This is a genomic window from Streptomyces sp. NPDC002619 (genome assembly GCF_042889305.1).
GTDB lineage: Bacteria > Actinomycetota > Actinomycetes > Streptomycetales > Streptomycetaceae > Streptomyces.
Map to the genome: position 1 here is coordinate 46325 of NZ_JBIAQV010000037.1, position 21473 is coordinate 67797.

Below are 21473 nucleotides of genomic sequence, written 5' to 3' on the forward strand. Positions count from 1 at the left end.
CCCGCGGGGAAGCGCTTGATCCTCGCCCGCCACTCCAGGTCTGCGGCCGACAAGGCGTCCTCAGCCGGGTACGGAGCCGCGCTCTCTGGGGTGCGCTCCCAGCCCTCGTCGCCCTGGCAGCGAACGCCCGCGCGGAAGGCCTCGCCTCGGGTCGCGGCCTGGTTCTTTGAGGCAGGCGTGGAGGACAGTGGTCTAGATGGCACAGAGCGCGTCCGGCAACGACCACAGGGTGCAGACGATGACGCTCACTCCGCGGCGGTGAGAGCCGTGTCGAGAGTGCGGACGCCCGCACCGGCACATCTCCAGGCAGACCCCCTGCCCGGGGCTACACAAATCCACTACGATCTTCACACTACTGCCCCGTTGGGGAGACTCGGTGAGGTTCTCTTACCGGGATTCGGGGCGCCTTTCAGGGGTGGGGTTTCGAAGCATGCCTGATCTCGTTGAGGTCAACAGCGCCGGTGCGCCTGCACCGGGACAGCTTGTGACGGTCCGCAATCGTCAGTGGATCGCCTCGGATGTCGTGGCCAGCACGGTGGCCTCCAGCGACGCGACCGCGTCGTTCACAACGCCGCCCCAGCACGTCGTCACTTTGGTGTCGATTGAGGACGATGCCCGCGATGAGGAACTGCGGGTGGTTTGGGAGCTGGAGTACGGGGCGGTAGCCCATGACCAGCACGTGCTGCCCTCCCCCGAGCGGGGCTTCGACGAGCCCGAACGGCTGGATGCGTTCTTGGACGCGGTGCGCTGGGGTGCCATCGCCTCGGCGGACCGCACCGCGTTGCAGGCGCCGTTCCGTTCCGGCATTCAGATCGAGGACTACCAGTTGGACCCGGTGGTGCGTGCGCTGTCGATGCCCCGTACCAACCTCCTCGTCGCCGACGACGTGGGTCTCGGTAAGACCGTCGAGGCGGGCCTGGTGATGCAGGAGCTGATGCTTCGCCACCGGGCCCGGACGATGCTCGTGGTGTGTCCCGCCGGCTTGACCGTGCAGTGGCGGGATGAGATGCGCGACAAGTTCGGCCTGGACTTCCGCATCGTCGACACCGGCATGCTCAAGGAGCTGCGCCGCTCCCGTGGCCTGTACGCGAACCCGTGGACGCATTACCCGCGGCTGATCGTCAGCATCGACTGGCTCAAGCGGGAACGACCGATGCGGCTGCTGCGCGAGGTGCTCCCACCGGTGCCCAACTACCCGCGTGCCTTCGATCTGCTGGTGGTCGACGAGGTGCACACCTGTGTGCCGTCCGGCACCGGCCGATACGCGGTGGACTCCCAGCGCACCCGGGCGATCCGGGCGCTGGCCCCGCACTGCGAGCACCGGCTGTTCTTGTCGGCCACCCCGCACAACGGCTATCTGGAGTCGTTCACCGCGCTGTTGGAGCTGCTGGACGACCAGCGGTTCGCTCGCGGCGTCAAGCCGAATCCCGAGCAGCTCGCGCAGGTCATGGTGCGGCGGCTCAAGCGGGATCTGCCGCCGCGCTGGGACGGCACACCCCGCTTCCCCAAGCGCGTCCTCGAAGTGCTGCCGGTCCGTTACGACGACGCCGAGCGTGAGGCGCACGGCATGCTCGCCTCCTACGCGGCCAGCCGCCGGCAGGCGGCCTCGGGCGCGGCGCAGCGTACCGCCGCGGACTTCGTCACCACGCTGCTGAAGAAAAGGCTGTTCTCCTCCCCCAAGGCGTTCGCCGAGACGGTGGACGCGCACCTGGCGACGATGAACGCCCGCGAACACGGGCCCCTCGGGCTGGCTACGCGCCCGTCGTTGGCCGAGGAGGCGGGCACGCGGGTGCTGCGGCCCCTGATCGACCGGCTGGAGGAGACCGCCGAGGACGATGCGGCGTTCGCCTCCGCGGCCACGGACGCATTCAGTGCTGTGCGTGAGGTCGCTGCGCCACTGTCGGCCGAGGAGCGGAAGCTGCTGGAGCGCCTGCGCTCGTGGGCGCGGAGCGCGCAGGACCGGGCGGATGGGAAGTTCCGCGCGTTCACGACCTGGCTCGACCCGATCGTCCGCCCCGGCGGCCAGTGGTCTGACCAGCGGGTCATCGTTTTCACCGAGTACCGCGACACCCAGCGGTGGCTGTATGAGCGGCTGATCGCCGCCGGGGTTCCGGCCGAGCGGATCGCCCAGCTTCACGGCGGTCAGGACGGGAAGGAACGCGAGCACGTCAAGAACGTCTTCCAGGAGTCCCCGCACCTGCCCGGTGGTGAGGTTCGGATCCTGCTGGCCACGGACGCGGCCAGCGAGGGCATCAACCTGCAGCGGTACTGCCACAGGCTGCTGCACTGGGAGATCCCGTGGAACCCCAACCGGCTCGAGCAGCGCAACGGCCGCATCGACCGGCACGGCCAGCGCGCCTCACGCGTGGCGGTATTCCACTTCGTGCCTGCTGGCTGGGAGCGAGCGGAGGCTGACCCGGATGCCTTCGCCGAGGGCTCGCTGGAGAACGAGCTGTACTTCCTGCACCATGCCGCGCGCAAGGTCGACCAGATCCGCGAGGACCTCGGCAGCGCCGGCGAGGTGATCGCCACCCAGGTCGAGCAGAAGATGCTCGGGAAGCGCGCCGACTGGCAGACCGCTGATGCGGAGATCACCCGCCGCTCCGGGCGTGCGGTACTGAAGATCGAACGTGACCTGGCCCGGGACCTGCAGCGGCTCACCGAGACGCTGGCCGACAGCCGCAGCGAGCTGAACCTCTCCCCCGCCACCGTCGAGCGGGTGGTCCGCACCGGGCTGGCCCTCGCCCACCGCAAGGACCTCATCCCGACCAAGGCTCCCGAGGGCGTCCGCGCCGCGTGCTTCCGCCTGCCCGAGCTTCCCGGGGCCTGGGCCGATGCCCGCAACGACGGCCTGCACCACCCAGTCACCGGCGCCGAGCGGCCCATCACCTTCGATGCCGACGCAGTCGCCGACCGCACCGACCTGGTCCTGCTCCATCTAGGCCACCGGCTGGTGCAGATGTGCCTGCGCCTGCTGCGCGCCGAGATCTGGGCCGGAGGCACCAGCGCGAAGCTCTCCCGGGTCACCGCCCGCGTCGTCCCCGGCGCCACCCTGCGCACCCCGGCCGTCGTCGCCCACGGCCGCGTAGTAGTCACCGGCTCGGAAGGCACCCGCCTGCACGAGGAGATCGTGACCGCTGGCGGTCTGATCGAGGGTGGCAAGCTGGTCCGCGCCAAAGAGGCAGACCTGACCTCCTGGCTGGACGCCGCCACCGAACAACTCCCCGACACCGCCCTCCTCGGCCGGCTCACCGACTTGTGGCCGACCCTGGAGGGCCCCCTGGGCCGGGCCCTGGGCGCCCGGGCCGAGCAGCGGGCCCGCAGCCTGCACAGCCTGCTCGAACGGCGCTGCAGCGAAGAGGTCGCCGGAGTCGAAAGCGTTCTGGCCGACCTGGAACGCTCCATCCGCACCGCGCTGTCCGACCACGCCCACTGGGAGCAAGCCAGCCTCTTCGAGGTCGCCGCCGAAGCGAACCAGCTCCGCAAGGACCGTGCCGCGCTCACCGAGCGGCTGGAGGCCATCCCCGGCCTGCGCGAGCAGGAAACCGCAGCCCTGCGCCAGCGCTACGCCGACCCCACCGCGCGCTGGTTCCCCGCCGCCGTCACCTTCCTCGTCCCCTCCGCGCTGGCCCGAGGTGCCCGCTGATGCCGCGTTCAACCAAGCCCGCCGCCCCCGCCCCTGGCCAGCAGCACGCCGACTGGCTGCGCCTCCTCCCGGTCGACGGGCCGTTTCTCGCCCTGCCCGTCCTCACCGAGGTCTTCCCGCACGGGCTGGAAACCATCCCCGAGGACACCCTGGCCCGCGTCCGGCAGGCCTGGGCCGAGGTCTGCGAGGCCCCCGACCTGCTCGCGCCCGCCTGGACGGACCTGGTCCTGCGAGAGATGCTCGCCTACAGCGGCCCAACCCTCGCCGAAGGGGCGGCCGTACCGGCCGAGTTCACTGCAACCACATTGACCGACGGCGGGAGCCTGCGGCCGGACGCCATGGCATTCGGCCCGGACGGGACAGGCGGCCGCGTCGCGCGCCTGCTCGTCTACCGCCGCCCCTGGGAGGAACGACTCACCCGCGCATCCAAGAGCGAGCCCTCCCCCATCGAGCAGGCCGCCGAGGCCTGCCGCCGCACCGGCACCCCGCTCGCCCTGGTCACCAACGGCCGCCTGTGGATCCTGGTCCACGCCCGCCGCGGCGAACCCACCAGCGCCGCCGCCTTCGACCCGGACCTGTGGCTGGAAGAGCGCATCCTGCTCCGTGCCTTCGCCACCCTCCTCAGCGCACAGCGGGTCCTGCCGCCCGCAACCCGGCCGGACGGGACGTCCACCACGAGCCTGGCCGCCCTGTTCGACCGTAGCGCCTCAGCCCAGGCCGAGATCACCGACACCCTGGGCCGCCAGGTCCGCGCCGCCGTCGACCTGCTGGTTGGCGAACTCTCCCGCCTGGACCGCGAATCCGGCGGCACCCTGCTGGACCAGGTTGAGGCGCGCGATGTCTACCGGGCCGCGCTCACCGTGATGATGCGCCTGGTGTTCATGCTGTATGCCGAGGAGCAGCGCCTGCTGCCGATCGAGTCGGAGCTGTACGCCGACTCCTACGCCATCTCCACCCTGCACCGGCACCTGGAGGAGGAGCGCAGCCTGTACGGCGAGGAGGTCGGCGACCGCCGCTCCGCCGCATGGCCGCGCTTGCTCGCCACGTTCGCCGCACTGCACGACGGCAGCGAACACCCCGACCTGCGCATCCCCGCCTACGGTGGCTCCCTGTTCGACCCCGACCGCTACTCCTGGCTAGCCGACACCAAGGTCAGCGACCGGGTCGCCCGCGAGATCCTCGACGCGCTCCTGGTACTGCGCGGCAAGCACGGCGCCGAACAGCTCTCCTACGCGGGCCTGAACGTCGAACAGATCGGCCACGTCTACGAAGGCCTGCTGGAATTCTCCTGCCTGCGGGTCACCGAACCGTACGTGGGACTGGCCGGCAAGCTGGAACCCGAACTGCCCCTCGTCCAGGTCGAGCAGGCACATGCCGAAGGCGAAGCCGCCTTCGCGGCCTGGCTGAAGGACAAGGCCGGCTTCACCGCGGCCACCCTGAAGAAGGCGCTCGCCACCGAACCGACCGGCGACGACCTCGCCGACCTGGACGCTGCCTGCGACAACGACGCCGCCCTCGCCAAACGGATCCGCCCATTCCTCGGCCTGCTCCACCACGACCTGCGCGGCTGGCCCGTGGTCGGCCCGACCGGCTCCGTCGTCCTCACCCAGGTCGGCGACCGCCGCGCCACCGGCACCCACTACACCCCCCGTGCCCTGGCCGAAGAAGTCGTCGAGCACACCCTCACCCCCCTGTGCTACTCCCCCGGCCCCGCTGACGGCGCCGAACCCGACACCTGGCAGGTCAAAACTGCCGACCAACTACTGGCCCTGCGCGTCGCCGACATCGCCATGGGCTCCGGCGCGTTCCTCGTCTCAGCCTGTCGCTACCTGGCAGAACGGGTGGTGAAAGCGTGGGAGCGCGACGGCCTGCCTGCCGAAGTAGCGGTGCTGGTCGGTGAGGAGGCCGACCGGGACGAGCTGGCTCGGACGGCGCGACGGCTGGTCGCGGACCGGTGCCTGTACGGGGTAGACCGCGACCCCATGGCGGTCGAACTCGCCAAACTTTCTCTGTGGTTGGTCACCCTCTCCAAGGACAAGCCCTTCAGCTTCCTCGACCACGCCCTGCGCCACGGCGACTCTCTCATCGGCGTGACCTCCGTCGACCAGATCACTGCCTTCCACCTCGACCCCGCCACCGGCCGGCGGATCAACGCCCGCCTGCACGGCGACATCGAGGAAGACGCGGCTCGCATCCTCGCCCGGGCCACCGAAGTGCGCCAGGACATCGCGGCCACGCCCGTCATCGACATCCGGCAGGCGCAGCTCAAGGCGCAGAAGCTGATGTATGCGGACGATCTCACTGACAAGCTCCGCCTCGCCGCCGACGCCGTAGTCGCCGCAGCACTGTCCGCCGCCGGTCAGAAGGCAACTGCCTACGACGACCGACTCACTGGCCTGTCCGAAGGAGTTCACGCCGCACTGCGCGGCGACAGCACGGCGGAGCAGGCGGCACGAGAGCGGATCGACGCTTGGCTGCGCGGCCCGCGCCCCGAGCCGATCCGGCCGCTGCACTGGCCCCTGGAGTTCCCTGAGCTGTTTGGGCCGAACGGGCGAGGCTTCGATGCCGTCGTGGGGAACCCCCCGTTCGTGGGTGGACAGAAGATCACCGGAAGCTCGGGCAGGGACTACCGCGACTATTTGGTCGGACAGATAGCGAACGGTCAGACGGGCAGTGCGGACCTGTGCGCGTACTTCCTTCTCCGCGACACTCGCCTAGTGCCGACCGGTCGGATCGGCATCATCGCCACCAACACCATTGCCCAGGGCGATACCCGCGAAGTCGGACTAGACCAGGTGGCCGGGAGCGGTCGGCTGATCTACCGCGCGGTGAAGTCCCAGCCGTGGCCCGGTGCTGCGGCGCTGGAAGTCTCGCTGCTGTGGCTGGGCAGACTCGGCAAGACGGAGCGGCGGCTGCTCGACGGTCGACCCGTTCGCGGCATCACGCCGTTGCTCGACCCAGCCAGCCGGGTGAGCGGACGTCCAAACCGGCTGGCGGCCAACGCGAAGCAATCGTTCGTTGGCTCCTACGTCCTCGGTAAGGGCTTCATCCTCGAGACCGAAGAAGCGCGCGCACTGATCGAGAAGAGTCCGCGCAACGCCGACGTACTCTTCCCCTACCTCACCGGCCAGGACCTCAACTCCCGAGCAGACTGCTTCGGCAGCCGCTGGGTGATCAACTTTCGCGACTGGCCAGAAGAGCAGGCCAAGGAGTACTCAGATCTCTACGCGATCCTCGAGTCGGAGGTCAAGCCGGAGCGGGAAAAGAACAATCGTAAGGTTTACCGAGACTATTGGTGGCAGTATGCCGAGAAGCGCCCGGCCCTGATAAGGTCCACCGCTGGCCTTGACCGCGTACTGGTGATCGCGCGAGTAAGCAATACCGTGTTGCCCGTTTTTGTTCCAGTTGGCCAAGTGGCGAGCGAACAAACGATAACATTTGCCACCGACCGTGCTGGCGACCTGGCCCTGCTATCCAGTTCACAAAACTTCTGGTGGGTTTTTACCCGGGCATCCACCATCGGGGCTGGCGCGGGGATTCGGTATACCCCTTCTGACGTCTACGAGACCTTTCCAAAACCCGACCTCACCGACGGGATGGACAGGGTTGGCGAGGAGCTGGACACCTACCGCCGCTCTCTCATGTTGAAGCGGCAACTGGGGTTGACCAAGCTCTACAACCAGGTACACGACCCGAAGGTGAAGGATCCGGCGATCGAACGGTTGCGGCGTATCCACGTCGAGATCGACCAGGCGGTTAACGAAGCTTATGGCTGGACGGACCTGGATCTGGACCATGGATTTTATGAGACCTGGCAGGGGTCCCGGTTCACCATAGCTCCCGACACGCAGGTCGAGGTGCTGGACCGGCTACTGGAGCTGAACCAGGCCCGTTACGCCGAGGAGCAGGCCGGCGGCCGGGGAAAAGGCGGTGACGCCGTCGGCTTCGACGATGGCGCGCTGCTGCCACCGCCGGATGCCTTGTTCTGAAAGCGAGCTGCCGACGTGTCAGTCGTGGAACCTATGGTGAGCCGTATGGGTGATGAGGGCGTGCTGCGGGTGCCGAGCGCGGCGGAGATCCGGAACGAGTTGGAGGCGGCCGTGGTGGCCGACCTGCTCGGCCCGGTGGGCGATGTGCAGGAGGAGATCGCGGAGCGTCCGACCGACCGGTATCTGCTGGGGCGGCTCGCGCCGAGGGGTGCGGTGATCGAGCCGGGTGAGCAGGAGAACCTGGCCGGCGCGGAGCCCAGCGGCGGGGAAGAGGGCGATGCGGAGCCGGACGCCCCCAATGTGCCAAGCCTTTTCCCGTCTACGTTTGGGTTCACCGCGTGCGTGGACGGCGAGGCCCGGGAGTTGGCTGTGACGGCGACGTGGGGTCGCTACGAGACGGCGACGGCGCCGGAGGGCAGTCGTCGCAGCAGCGTGTGGCGGCGGGTTCCGATGGGTGACATGGTCACGGTGCCGCTCGTGGAAGGTGACTTGCAGCCGGTCGCGCCGGATCCGGAGGCGCCGCAGGTGCGGGTGCGGGGCCGCGCGCGGCGCTTCGGTGGCAACTGGCTGGTGTCGCTGTTCCTCGTCAATGATCAGGCGGGTGCCATAGGTAAGCAGCAGGCGTGGTTGTTCCAGGCTGAGTTGTCCGCCGCGGCTGCGGACGGCGCTGCGGTGTTCCGGCGCCGTGTGGTCGATCGGGCATCCGGTGGGGATGCCGCTGACCGGCAGGAGCAGAACCGGTTGGCGATGACGTACCGGTTTAATCCGGAGTTCGCGGTTGGCCACGGTGTCGCGGTTCATGTAGAGGTAGCGCCCGGGGATCCGTTGGCCGCGGTCGCGATCCGCACGGCCGCCGTGCCCGGGTACGAGATTCCGCACACCGACGTGCCTACCGCGGCGGAGGACCCGGACCTGCCGGAACTCGCCGAGTTGGTGACGGACATGGCCCGGCTGGGAGCAATGGGTTCGGCGGAACTGGAGGCGGCGTTGATGCCGCTGGTGACCGGCTACCGGCGGTGGATTACCGACCGTGAGGCGGAGATCAGCGACTCCCGCGCGCACTTGGACGACTTTGCGCACGAGGCCAATGCCAACCTTGCGCAGGCGCGGGAGGCGGCCGAGCGGATCGAGGCCGGTATCCGGCTCGTCTTGACCGATGCGACGGCGCGGCAGGCGTTCGCGTTTGCCAATCAAGCCATGCACCTCCAGCGCGTGCACAGTCTTGCCGCCGCCATGCGCCGTGCGGATCCGCAGCGGGTCACGCTGGAGGCGGCGCTGGCGGAGTGCGATGTTGCCAAGAACCGGAGCTGGCGGCCGTTCCAGTTGGCGTTCGTGCTGCTGAATTTGCCCGCGCTGGCCGATCCCGCTCACCCGGAACGCGGGACGGACTCGGGTGTGGCGGACCTTTTGTGGTTCCCCACCGGTGGCGGTAAGACCGAGGCCTATCTAGGGTTGACTGCGTTCACGCTGGCGATGCGCCGTCTGCAGCCCTCGTGGGGGGATCGCGATCCTCGTGCTGGCATGGCTGTGTTGATGCGCTACACGCTGCGGCTGCTGACGATCCAGCAGTTCCAGCGGGCCGCGGCGCTGATATGCGCGTGCGAGGTACTGCGCCGCCAGGACCCGGGCGCCTGGGGCGAGGAGCGGTTCAGGATCGGCCTGTGGGTCGGTGGGCAGGTCACGCCGAACCGGACGGATGCGGCCGAGGAGTGGCTGACCCGGCTGCGGAACGACCGCGGCGAGTCGCACCGGGCTTCCCCGCACCAGCTCACCGGCTGCCCGTGGTGCGGCAACCCGATCAGTCCGGGGCGTGACATCCGGGTCGACGGCGTTCGGCGGCGCACGCTGATCCTGTGCGGTGACCCTCACTTCGTCTGCCCGTTCACGGAGTGGAACAGCTCGGACGACGAGGGCCGGCCGGAGGGGTTGCCGGTCGTGGTGGTGGATGAGGAGATCTACCGGCTGCTGCCGTCCCTGGTCATTGCCACGGTCGACAAGTTCGCGCAGCTGCCGTGGAAGGGCGAGACGCAGGCGCTGTTCGGGAACGTCACCGAGCGCTGTGAACGCCACGGCTACCTCACCGCGGATTTGAAGGACGCCGACTGGGAGAGCAGTTCCCATCCGGCGAAGGGGGATGCGCGGGCGGCGCGTACGGTGCCGGTGAGTGCGCTGCGGCCGCCGGATCTGATCATCCAGGACGAGCTGCATCTGATCTCCGGGCCGCTCGGCTCGCTGGTGGGCCTGTACGAGACAGCGGTGGACCGGCTGTGCACTTGGGAGATGGGCGGCGGCCGGTCGGTCAGACCCAAGGTGATCGCCTCCACCGCCACCGTGCGGCGGGCCCAGCGGCAGATCAGCGCGCTGTTCTTCCGTGACACCCGCGTCTTCCCGCCCCCGGGCCTGGATGTGCGCGACACCTTCTTCGCCCGGCAGCGCGACACCGCTGAGGTGCCCGGGCGGCGCTATGTGGGGATCTGCGCCCACGGCACCCGAATCAAGTCGACCCTGATCCGCGTCTACGTGGCGGTGCTCGGATCGGCGCAGCGTCTACATGAGAAGTACGGCCGGAACCCGGTCACCGACCCCTATATGACGCTGGTCGGGTACTTCAACAGCTTGCGGGAGCTGGGCGGTATGCGGCGCCTGGTCGAGGACGACGTCTCCACGCGTCTGGCGCAGGCCGACGGTACGGTGCTGGCCCGCCGGTACGATCCGGTGCTGCGCGAGTTGACCTCCCGACTGTCCAGCAGCGACATCCCCGAGATCCTCGATCAGTTGTCCACCGCCTTCCCGGCCACCAGCGCCAGGGCGGGCAGGAGCGGCAAGGGGGTCAAGCGGCCCATCGACGTGCTGCTGGCCACCAACATGATCGCGGTCGGTGTCGACGTGCCCCGCCTGGGTGTGATGGTGGTGGCCAATCAGCCGAAGTCGGCCGCCGAGTACATCCAGGCCACCAGCCGCGTGGGCCGTGCGGCGCCGGGACTGGTCTTGACCGTGCTCAACTGGGCCCGGCCTCGGGACCTGTCGCACTACGAGCGGTTCGAGCACTATCACGCAACGGTCTACCGTCATGTCGAGGCGCTGTCGGTGACGCCGTTCGCCGAGCGTGCCGTCGACCGCGGGCTGACCGGCGTGCTCACCGGATTGATCCGGAATCTGGAGTCCACGTACAACGGCAACTTGCGGGCTCGGGACGTCGACCGGCACAGCCGGCTCGCCGACCACGTGGTGCGGTATCTGAAGCGGCGTGCCGCGGAGACCACCGGTTCCAACGCCACGGGCCTGGAGGTCGAGCAGGCCCTCGAGCAGCGCCTGGACCACTGGGCGCACGAGCGGTCCGTGCCTGCCCGCCGGCTCGCCTACCGCAAGCCCTGGGGTAAGGCCGACGATGTCGCCGGGCTGCTGCGCGAACCCGATCAGGGGCGCTGGCGGCTGACGACGTGCCCCACCTCGTTGCGTGATGTCGAGCCCGGCATCCGGTTGCTGATGGCCACCGGCAACGATCTGGGGGACCACGATCAGCCGCCCTTCCTGCCCGCCTCGGGCCCGGACGGCACTGGAGGGAACGCGTGAATGCCACTGTGCGGCTCGGAGAGCTGCGCCCCAACCAGCTCCTTCACACCTTCGGCGTGGGCGCCATCGCGGACCTGCCCAATTTGTCGGTGATGGTCCTCGGGCTGGACGGCTGGCAGCTGGACCGGGCGGACATCGTCCGCGAGGAGCGCCTGCTCGCGGCGGTGCGCAAGGTCCTCGGCCCGCAGGTCGACACCCTGCGCACCCCGCCCTACACGCCCGAGGACTCCGACCCGTTCGGCGACTGGAGCCGCATCGGCGTCCCGGTCGGGCTGTTCCCGCGGTGGCTGCGCTGCTCAAACCCGCAGTGCAACCGGCTCGCCCCGGTGATGTCCGGGTTGTTCGAGCTGATCCCCAACGCGTACGCCCCCGACAAGATCCGCTACGTGCACAACTGTCGGGGCAACGGCCGTAACCGGCCCACCGCGGTACCCGCCCGTTTCGTTCTGGCGTGTCCGGACGGGCACATGGACGACTTTCCGTGGGTGTATTTCGTCCACCGGGGTGCCGAGCCCTGCCCGGACGGCACGTTGAAGCTGATCGGTCGCGGCACCACCGGTGAGGTCACCAGCGTCTACGTCGAATGCTCCTGCGGGGCGCGGCGCGCCATGTCCGAGGCCTACGGGGAGGCTGCGGAGCGGAACCTGCCCGCCTGCCGCGGCCGCCATCCCCACCTGGGGACTTTCGAGCCGTGCGGCACCGCTGTCCGCACCGTCGCTCTGGGCGCCACCAACAGCTGGTTCGCCATGCAGATGCGCGTGTTCAGCCTGCCCCGTTCCGTCGAGCCCCTCGACCACGCGGTCGCCGAGCACTGGGGGCAGCTGGAGTTGCTTGCCCTGCTCCCTGAGGAGCACGCCGTGGGGCTGATGCCCAGCCTGCAGTGCTGGCCCATGCTGGAACCCTTCGGCAAGGCCGCCGTGTGGAAGGCGGTGCGCCGCCGGGCCGCCGCAGCGAAGGCTCCCGCCAGTGAGGGGGACGACGTCCTGGACCTGGCCGCGCCCGAATGGCAGGCCTTCACCGATCCCCGCGATGTCGAGCTGCCCGATTTCACCACCCGTCGCACCGCCGTGCCGTCGGGGACCGGCGACTGGCTCGACGAGGTCGTCCTGGTGCCCCGGCTGCGCGAGGTCGCCGCCCTGTACGGCTTCGCCCGCATCGACGCGCCCGAGTGGGGCGTGGTGGACACCGAGGAGTACCGCCGCGCCCCGCTGTCCTCCCACGCGCCCACCTGGCTGCCCTGCGCCGAGGTCCGCGGCGAGGGCATCTTCCTGCGCTTCAACGAGGACCGCATCGCCTCCTGGGAGCAGCGGCCCGATGTCGCCGCGCGGCAGGCGGTCCTGCGATCCGCCCACCGCTCCTGGCGCGCCCAGCGCCACCTGGAACCCGATGAGGGCTGGCCCGGGGCACGCTACCTTCTACTGCACACCGTCTCCCACGTCCTGATCCGGCAGCTCGCCCTGGAGGCCGGCTACAGCGCCGCCGGCATCAGCGAGCGCATCTACGCCCGCACCGGTCCCGAACCCATGGCCGGCATCCTGCTGTACACCGCCGCCCCGGACAGTGAAGGCACCCTGGGCGGGCTGGTCGGCCTCGGCGACGCCGACCGGCTCGGTCCTCTGCTCGAGCAGGCCCTGGACGCGGCGAGCCTGTGCAGCTCGGACCCACTGTGCGCGGAGCACGATCCCCGGGGCCACGGGCGCCTGTACGGGGCGGCCTGCCACGCGTGCTTGTTCGCCGCTGAGACCACCTGCGAACGCGGCAACCAGTACCTGGACCGGGCCCTGGTCGTCGACACCCTCACCGGCCCCGCTATTGGCTTCTTCAAGCAGTGACCGCTCCCCCTGCGCCGGCATCTGAGCCGGCGCCTGCTCCCGAGCTGCCCGCGGTGCTCGCGCACTTGGCGGCCGAACTGCCGCCCGCCCACCGGCAGGCCTGGATCCGAGTGCTGCATGCCTCGCCCGCGCCCACGCCTGACGTGGAGGCGCGGCTGCTGACGGCCTGGCCCGGCGGCACCCGGGCCGAGCTCGCCCGGGCGCTGATGCGTGCTTGGAGCAGCGCCCTCCCGACGCCGGACGGTCCGGCGGTTGCTCTCGCCCTGCAGGCCGCGGCCGTCGCCCACACCACGGCGGCTGAGGCCCGCCGCGTCGACCTGGTGGTCAGCGGTCCTACAACGGCGGCCGTGCCTGTCCGGTATACCGCCCAGGTCATCGCCGAAGTGATCCGGGCCGCCCGGCGGCGTCTGATCGTCGTGAGTTTCGCCGCGTACCAGATCCCGGAGGTCATAACCGAGCTACGCGCCGCAGCCGACCGCGCCGTGCACCTCGACGTGGTCTTGGAGTCTCCCCGCGAAGACGGAGGCGTGTTACGCCAGGACGCCCGCATCGCCTTCGGTACCCTGGCCGCGGATTTCTGGCACTGGCCTGCCACCCGACGCCCCACCGAAGGCGGACGCGCCTCGCTGCACGCCAAGCTCATCGCCGCTGACGATCACACGGCCCTCCTCGGCAGCGCCAACCTCACCGGGCAAGCCTTGACCCACAACCTCGAGGTCGGGGTGGTCCTGCGCAACCCCGAGGTGGTCGGCCGCCTCGTCGCGCACTTCCGCACGCTGATGAACCAGGAGCACGGCATCCTGAGGCGGTTGTGACCGCGACGGGCCGTCGACGACCGCGGTAACGGGCGCGGCACCGCATTCACCCCCGTGGGTACTCTTGGGCTCAACAACCTCATTGAGGGCCGAGGCCTGGCAGGATTCCGGCAAGTGCCCGGTCAGGGCTGCACGCGAGTCAAGACCGCCTGCATGACACGAGCAGTCATCCGCCCTCTGCGGCGCCAGCGGGCGGACGGAGAGTCCGTATCGTGTCGGCCGGGCTTGGGTTCTGCGGCAAGGGCGATATGGGCGACTGGGACATCATCCGGGCGGAGCTGGACGCTGCGGAACGCGAACACAGAGTGATCTCTGACCTCGTGGCACGGATCATCGCCTCCCAGTTCTACGACAGCCAGTCCGCCGTGCTGTACGCGCTGTCCTCCACCGGCACCATCCAAGACGGCTGGGACCTCGAGATCCGCGCCGCGACCGCGGACGTCACCGGGCCCGACGAGCAGAGCGCGCTGGAAGCACTGACTGCCTATTGCGCTCACCGTGCCGACAAGGGGGCACAGCCTCATTGGACGGATCTGACATGGTGACCACCAGACCGTCAGGGAGCGGCCGTGCCAACGGCGGTAGGCGGGGCCACCTGCTGAACAAGCACCTTTCGTCTGACGCTGGGCGTCGAAGAGGCGCAGCGTGACCTGCTGATCGCCGCTGCCCCGCAGAGGCAGACGGATGGTGCGTGAGCAGGGCGACTGGCCAATCGGCCGCAGAGCCCCTGCGCCAGCCGCACCGGTGGTTGGGGCAGTGTTCGCCGCTAGCTCGGGGGCCTGGGTCCAAGATGGAGAACCGATCGCCCGTGCGATGCGGTTCAAGGTATGTTCACTGCAGGTCGCAGGGGGTTTGGGGCAACGGTAGGAGTTGGGATGCGGCCTGCTGTCGTCGCGCGTTGGGGGTAGGGCAGTTGCCGAAGCTCGGTGTCGCTAAGGACTTTCTCGTCGAGTACGCCAAGTTGCAAAAGCCGGTGCAGAAAGCGGTGGATGACGCGATCACGAAGTTTGCGGCGCACACGCACGCCGGCCTGCACCTGGAAAAGCTCGCCCATGCGCGCGACCCGCGCATCCGCACTATCCGCATCGACAAGTTCTGGCGCGGCGTGGTGCTCGCGCCGGAGGTCGGCGACGACTACTGCCTGATCAGCGTGCGGCCGCATGACGACGCGATCGAGTACGCGCGCAGCCGCCGTTTCGGCGTCAATGCCGTGCTGGGCGTGCTGGAGGTACGCAATGAGCAGGCGCTGGAGGCGATCACGCCGGCGATGGAGCACATCGCCGGGACGACCGAGAAGCGTCTGCTCGGTGAGGTAAGCGACGCCGACCTGCTGCGACTGGGGATCGACCGCGATCTGCTGCCGCTGGTCAGGCTTTTGACCACCGAAGCGCACTTGGACGCGCTCCAGAAAATCATTCCGGAGAACCAGTACGACGTCCTGCTGGCGTTGGCCGCCGAGATGGATCCCGATGAGGTGTGGCAACAGGTCGCGGCCCAGCAGCTGCCGGACGGCAAGGCTCCGGACGTGGTGGACGCCGAAGACATCGGTGCGGCGATGGAGCGCAGCCAGGGTCGCATCGCGCTGGTCGATGGGCCTGAGGAACTGCTGGGCATTTTGGCCAGGCCGTTCGATGCCTGGCGGGTTTTCCTCCATCCCACGCAGCGCCGTGTGGCCTACCGGCCGTCGTACGCGGGTTCCGCGCAGGTCACCGGAGGACCTGGCACGGGCAAAACGGTGGTGGCCTTGCATCGCGTGGCTCATCTGGTGCGCGGGCTCGCCGACGGGCAGCGCATCCTGCTCACCACGTACACCAAGGCCCTGGCAGCCGGGCTGCGGCAGTCACTGGCCCTCCTGCTCGACGAAGAGCACCTGCGCCAGGTGGATGTCGTGCACGTCGACAGCCTCGCCCACCAGCTGGTCCGCACCGCCCGCGGCGGGCAGCGGCTGGAGGTGGTCCTCGACAGTGACGAGAAGGCGCGGTGGGGACGGATCATTCGGGAGCTGGAGCTGCCGTGGACCGAGCCGTTCCTCGCGCAGGAGTACCGCCACGTCGTGCTGGCGCAGTCGATCTCCTCCCTGGAGGAGTATCTGAAGGCTCCCCGACGCGGCAGAGGCAGCCAGCTCGGGCCGGTTCAGAGGGCCAAGGCGTGGCGGGCGGTGGAGATGTTCACCCAGCAGCTGCGGGACGAGGGCAAGTTCACGCATCTGCAGATCGCCGACGAGGCGGCCCGGGTGCTCGCTGCCCGCGGTGAGCCTGCGTACCGGCATGTGGTGGTCGATGAGGCTCAGGATCTTCATCCGGCGCAGTGGCGGATGCTGCGGGCGTGTGTCGCCGAGGGTCCGGACGATCTGTTCGTCGCGGGCGACCCGCATCAGCGCATCTACGACAACAGGGTGTCGCTGCGTAGTCTGGGGATCAAAGTGGCTGGGCGGTCAGCGCAGTTGTGGCTCAATTACCGGACCACGCATGAGATCCTCACCTGGGCCACAGCCCTGCTGACCGGTGAGTCGTTCGACTCTCTGGACGGCAACGACGACGGTGGCATCGGGCAGAGCGCCGAAGGTCTCGACGGGTACCGGTCCACCTTGCACGGTACCCGCCCCGTCCTGCACCAGGCCGCGTCCCAGATCAAGGAGCTGGATGCCCTGGTCGACCAGATACGCGCCTGGACAAAGGCGGGGGTGCTGCCGCAGGAGATCGGGGTGGCTGCCCGTACCCGCAAGCTCGGCGATCTCGCAGCCGAGCGGCTTACGGAGGCGGGCCTCGATGTCGCGATGCTGCGAAACGATCCGCCACCGGAGCGTGCGGCCGTGCGGATCGGGACGATGCACGCGATCAAGGGCTTGGAGTACCGCTGCATGACGGTCATCGGGGTCACCGCACACAGCGTGCCTGCCGCCAGCGCGGTCACCCCCATCGAGGTGGACCGGCTGCAGCACCAGACCGACATGCTCGCCGAGCGGTGCCTGCTCTTCGTCGCCTGCACCCGTGCCCGTGAAGGTCTGTTCGTCTCCTGGAACGGCGAGCCCAGTCCGTTCCTGCCTGCCTGAGCCACCGGGACCGCGGGCAAATGATCGTGCGCTGCCGGGTTGCCGGTGCTGCTGACTGCTCGCCATCGGGGGGCGCCCCACTGTCGTGGGCCATGCAAGGAATGTCCGGGCGTGCCCCGCAGGGACCAGGTACGAAAGAACCTGCCGGCGGATGCCGTTGATCCACACCGTTTCGCGGGTGCTGTCGTAGCGAGGTGGTATGACGGACGTCATCGGAGCCCACAGGCGGTAACACGGGCCCGAATCAGGGGTGGGGCATGCGGAAAGTTGTGAGGGGACAATGAAGGCGTCTGAGACGATCCTGGCCGATCTACTGCAAGGCCGGACCCAGCAGTACCAGATCCCGCTGTACCAGCGGACGTACTCCTGGACGGACCGTCAGCTGGATCAGTTGTGGCGGGACATCCTCGACCAGGCTCGGTTGTTGGCGGAGCGGAAGAACGGCACGACGCACTTCCTCGGTTCGGTGGTGCTGGCGCCGTCTCCGATGACGGAGCCGACCTTCCCCCGGTGGCTCGTCGTGGACGGCCAGCAGCGGCTCACGACCTTGTCGCTGGCGCTGACCGCGCTGCGGGACCATCTGGCGGCCACCGATCCCGAGGCCCACGAGCGTATCGATGAGGAGTACCTCATCAACAAGCGCAAGCAGGGCGAGGACTACTTTCGACTGTTGCCGACCCAGGCGGACAGGGCGCACTACGCGGAGTACATCCGTGGCACGCACACCGGCAGCGGCGGTGGCCGGGTTGGCGAGACCTACCGCTTCTTCAGGAGCAGGCTGGTCAAGGCGGAGGATCCCGCCGATCGTTACGATCTCGCCCTCATCGAGCAGGCCATCGCCTCCCGTATGACCCTGGTGGCGGTCAGTGCGGAGAAGGACGACAACGTCCACCGGATCTTCGAGTCCCTGAACAACACCGGCCTGAAGCTCAGCCAGGCCGACCTGCTGCGCAATTACCTGTTCATGAAGCTGCGGCAGCGCGCGCAGGAGGTGTACGACACCTACTGGCTGCCGCTGCAGGAGGCGTTCAGCAACGAGGACCTCGAGCATCTGATGTGGCTGCAACTGGTGCTCGACGGCGACGACCGGGTGCGCCGGCAGGACCTGTACACCGCGCAGCAGCACCGGTTCACGGAGATCGGTGCCGACGAGGACTCCGTGCTCGCCTACATCAAGGAACTGCACCGGCGCGCAGAGCACTTCGCCAGCATTTTGCATCCTGAACGGGAGCAAGACCGCGGCGTGCGCGAGCACCTGCACAGGCTCCAGGAGTGGCAGGCCAGCGCGGCCTACCCCGTGGTCATGCTGATGCTGGACGAACGGTCCAAGGGCACCATCGACAGCGCCGAGGTGGCACGGGCTCTGTCCTACCTGGAGAGCTTCCTGGTCCGGCGCATGCTGTGCTGGATCCCCACCAACAACCTCAACCGCATCTTCCAGGCCGTACCCGGTCAGCTGCCGGTTGACCTCTCCCCTGCCGACGGCCTGCGGCAGCTCCTGTCCGCCCCCCGCCGGTTCTGGCCCACCGACGACGAGGTCCGCCAACACACGCGGACCGGCCGGTTCTACGAACGCGGCCGGATCAACCAGCGCAGGTTCGTCCTGCAACGCCTCGAGCAGAGCTACGAGCACCCCGAGCCGGTCGACTTCACCCAGGCCAAGCTCACCGTCGAGCACGTGATGCCGCAGTCTGCCGGTCCGGAGTGGCTGGCGGCGCTGGCTCAGGACTGCACCGACGGCGAGACACCGGAAGAAGTCCACGCCCGCCTCGTTCACACCCTGGGCAACCTCACCCTGACCGCCGTGAACTCCCAGCTGTCCAACAATCCCTTCGACCGCAAGAAGGACCTGCTGCACGCCAGCCATCTGGAGATGAACCGGCGGATCGCCGGCACCGACCGCTGGGGGGCAACCGAGATCCTCGCACGGGCCGATGAACTCGCCGACCGGGCGATCGACCTGTGGCCTTCCCCCGTGGAAGGCGTCTCCCGGGTAGAACGCGGCCGGGACTGGGGCCAGTTGCACCAGGCGCTCGCCGCTCTGCCGGATGGAACCTGGACCACCTACGGCGACCTCGCCGCGCTCATCGGCTCCAGCGCCCGACCGGTCGGCACGCACCTGCTAGGCACCCCTGACCTGCTCAACGCCCACCGCGTGCTCACCTCCGACGGGCGCGTAGCCGAGGGCTTCCGGTGGGCCGATGGACACGACCGGGGTGACGTACAGGCCCTGTTGGAAGGCGAAGGTGTGGAATTCACCGCCACCGGCGGCGCCCTTCCCTCCCAGCGGCTCGATGCGGAGGAGCTGGCAGCACTGCTCCGGCAGGAAGAGCCCGAACAGGAGATCACTCGCCCCAGCCTTTCACCTGCCGCCCGGGCCTCCTGGCAGGAGCGCTTGGAACGCTTCCACGGGCAGCTGGCAGCCGACAACCCGGAAGCACACGTTGCCGCCGTCCGTGAACTTTTGGACTTCTGGGAGGCAGTCGGCGGCTGGGTCGGCCTCGGTACCGGACACACCTACACCAGTGCATTCCTCAACCTCGACCGGCCAGGCACCCAGGCCACCATCTGGCCTCTTTCGATCTTCCCCGGCACCGGCCGCGGCGGAGCCGTAGAAGTCGTCTTCCAGCACCTGGCCTCACGCGAGCCGTTCACCGACCCCAGCCTGCGCGACGAACTCCGGCAGCGACTCAACCGGATCGAGGGCGTGACCATCCCCCACGGCAAACTCGCCCTACGCCCCCACTTCCCCCTGCCCGTACTGGCAGCCGAAGAAGGCCGAGCAACGCTGTTCGAAACCCTCGCCTGGTTCCGCGACCACGCACTGCGCACGACCTGACCCGAAGCACCTATCGAGGGACCCGGCTGCTGGGGGGACAGACCATGGCGCAAGACCGGCTGGTGGTGACATATCGCGCCACCACCAGCGTCTCGGTACGAACTTGACGGGAGCCACGCGGAGCGAGCCTCGCTGTTGCCAGGGCCCATCAGCCGACGGGAGTCCGTGCGCAGCGCGGCGGGCCCCGGCGCAGAACTGGCAGTGATCATGGTTCAAAGGGGCCCTGTCCGATCGGACAGGGCCCCTTGTGGTGGCGTCTGAAACAGATCGCGTTACTGACGGACCTTCCTCAGGGCAACCTCGACAAGGCGCAGTGCTGCCTGGACCGACTGGTCGTCGCGGAGCGGGCAGTTGACGACGTACTGGTGGCCGGGGCGGACCTGCCGGAAGCTGATGCGTGGCTCGTCGAGGTCCTCCACGTCCTCACGGGTCAGGCGCAGGGTAAGTCCGCCGTTGGTGGCCTTGACGTAGGCGACTGCGCCGAAGCGGCGCACGCCTGCGTCGCGGACCATGATGTAGTCGGTGCGGCCGTCGCGGGTTCGCTCGGACTCCCCCGGACCGATCTCGACGTTGCCGAGCGCCACGGCGCGCTGGAGGAAGTCGAGCACGCGGTTGGCGATTTCCGCGCTGCGGGCGCGGCCGCGGACCAGGTCCTTGATCTGGGCCCAGTCCAGGTCCCCGCCAAGTCCGCTGACGGGTGCATCCAGTTCTGCCTCAGCGGGCGCGCCGGTGTCCGCATCGTCCTCCGGCGTGGTCAGCCGCAAGAACTCGGCGATCTCCTGCGGCGTGCCATCGATCAGGCGCATATGTCCTCCCCTTGGTTACCAACGCACCATCTCAGTGCGTCAGCACGCACAAGCATACTCACACTCACTCACGCCTGTACACGCTTGAGTAAAATTGTCTTAGCGTGAGCAGAAGAGCCGCGCAAGCCGCCAACGCGCGGCGCTGCCACAGGGGGTGTAGGCCGGAGGAATTCCGTTCAGCCGTCCCAGCAGTCGACTTCGCCGGGACGGTCCCGGATGGTAAAGGCGCGAGCGGCGCGTCACGAACCGACCGTCTTCCGGCTTTCGTGGCTGCGTCCCGGGGCCTGCGAGGCCGGACGCGCCGTTCCGCGCGCGGGCGGCAGAAGGGTGCATGAGGTCCTGTTCCGGCTTCGCCGCCGTGCGTACGCGTGCGCCCGCAGGCAAGGCGACGCCGAGAAGACCGCTCTGTCCTCCATGTTCAACATGGGTGCTGCCCGCGCCGCTTACTCCACCAGCTTCGCCAGCCACGGATGCTCGGGGTACACGCGCTTCAGCCACTCACCCAAGCGGTCTTGCCGTGCCCGGCCCAGTAGCGGCAGCACCTGTTCGACACGCTGACCTTCGGCGACTACGTCAACGTCCTGTCCAACCCTGCCTGCTGGGAAAAACTGGGCTGGCCTCTGGACCGAGCCGCCTTCACTCGCCGTCTCGATGAGGTCCGCGAAATCCGCAACGACCTCATGCACTTCAACCCCGACCCGCTCCCCGACACCGCCGAACCCCCACATCCGCGCCGTCATCGACATCCTGCGCACCTACACCGACTGAAGCGTCGCAGGGGTCAGGGCCGCAGTACGAGCCGCGAACGCTGCCCATACGCGGGGCATCCGCATCTCCCGCGGCACCGGATCCTTCCGGGACGTCCGGCGCTCGGTGCGCACCGGCTCCGCACCGTCTTGGTGCTCGAGCGCGGCACCCAAC

10 protein-coding genes are annotated in these 21473 nt (G+C 68.9%); 8 read left to right on the forward strand and 2 right to left on the reverse strand.

The genetic code is table 11. The annotated features are described in order from the left end of the window. The first annotated feature begins 430 nt into the window (after positions 1–430). The 8 genes from drmD (at position 431) to ACFYXB_RS35940 (ending at position 19746) form a co-directional block, all read left to right on the forward strand. Positions 431–3646 (forward strand): DISARM system SNF2-like helicase DrmD, encoded by a 3216-nt coding sequence (gene drmD / locus ACFYXB_RS35905; protein WP_389589228.1) that lies wholly within the window; start codon positions 431–433, stop codon positions 3644–3646. Positions 3647–3882: 236 nt separating this feature from the next. Further along, on the forward strand, positions 3883–7635 hold the full coding sequence (locus ACFYXB_RS35910; protein WP_389589229.1) for an Eco57I restriction-modification methylase domain-containing protein: 3753 nt from the start codon (positions 3883–3885) through the stop codon (positions 7633–7635). A 45-nt stretch (positions 7636–7680) separates the two neighbouring features. Next, on the forward strand, positions 7681–11208 hold the full coding sequence (gene drmA, locus ACFYXB_RS35915) for a DISARM system helicase DrmA (protein WP_389589230.1): 3528 nt from the start codon (positions 7681–7683) through the stop codon (positions 11206–11208). Continuing rightward, on the forward strand, positions 11205–13040 hold the full coding sequence (drmB, locus tag ACFYXB_RS35920; RefSeq protein ID WP_389589231.1) for a DrmB family protein: 1836 nt from the start codon (positions 11205–11207) through the stop codon (positions 13038–13040). The genes drmA and drmB overlap by 4 nt, the downstream gene beginning before the upstream one ends. A 53-nt stretch (positions 13041–13093) precedes the next feature. Then, positions 13094–13855, forward strand: coding sequence for a DISARM system phospholipase D-like protein DrmC (drmC, locus tag ACFYXB_RS35925; RefSeq protein ID WP_389589232.1), 762 nt, complete (start codon positions 13094–13096; stop codon positions 13853–13855). A 212-nt stretch (positions 13856–14067) separates the two neighbouring features. Then, positions 14068–14400 (forward strand): hypothetical protein, encoded by a 333-nt coding sequence (locus tag ACFYXB_RS35930; protein ID WP_389589233.1) that lies wholly within the window; start codon positions 14068–14070, stop codon positions 14398–14400. Positions 14401–14768: 368 nt separating this feature from the next. Further along, a complete protein-coding gene (locus ACFYXB_RS35935) occupies positions 14769–16907 on the forward strand; it encodes a UvrD-helicase domain-containing protein (RefSeq protein ID WP_389589234.1) in 2139 nt (712 codons plus the stop codon). 280 nt (positions 16908–17187) lie between these two features. After that, a complete protein-coding gene (locus ACFYXB_RS35940) occupies positions 17188–19746 on the forward strand; it encodes a DUF262 domain-containing protein (protein ID WP_389589235.1) in 2559 nt (852 codons plus the stop codon). A gap of 272 nt (positions 19747–20018) precedes the next feature. On the opposite strand, the gene ACFYXB_RS35945 is transcribed toward ACFYXB_RS35940, so the two are convergent. Beyond that, positions 20019–20552, reverse strand: a complete 534-nt coding sequence (locus tag ACFYXB_RS35945) for a hypothetical protein (protein ID WP_389589236.1) — start codon at positions 20550–20552, stop codon at positions 20019–20021. Between the two features lie 443 nt (positions 20553–20995). Then, complete coding sequence (locus ACFYXB_RS35950; protein WP_389589237.1) at positions 20996–21298, reverse strand: hypothetical protein; 303 nt, start codon at positions 21296–21298, stop codon at positions 20996–20998. Positions 21299–21473: the final 175 nt, after the last annotated feature.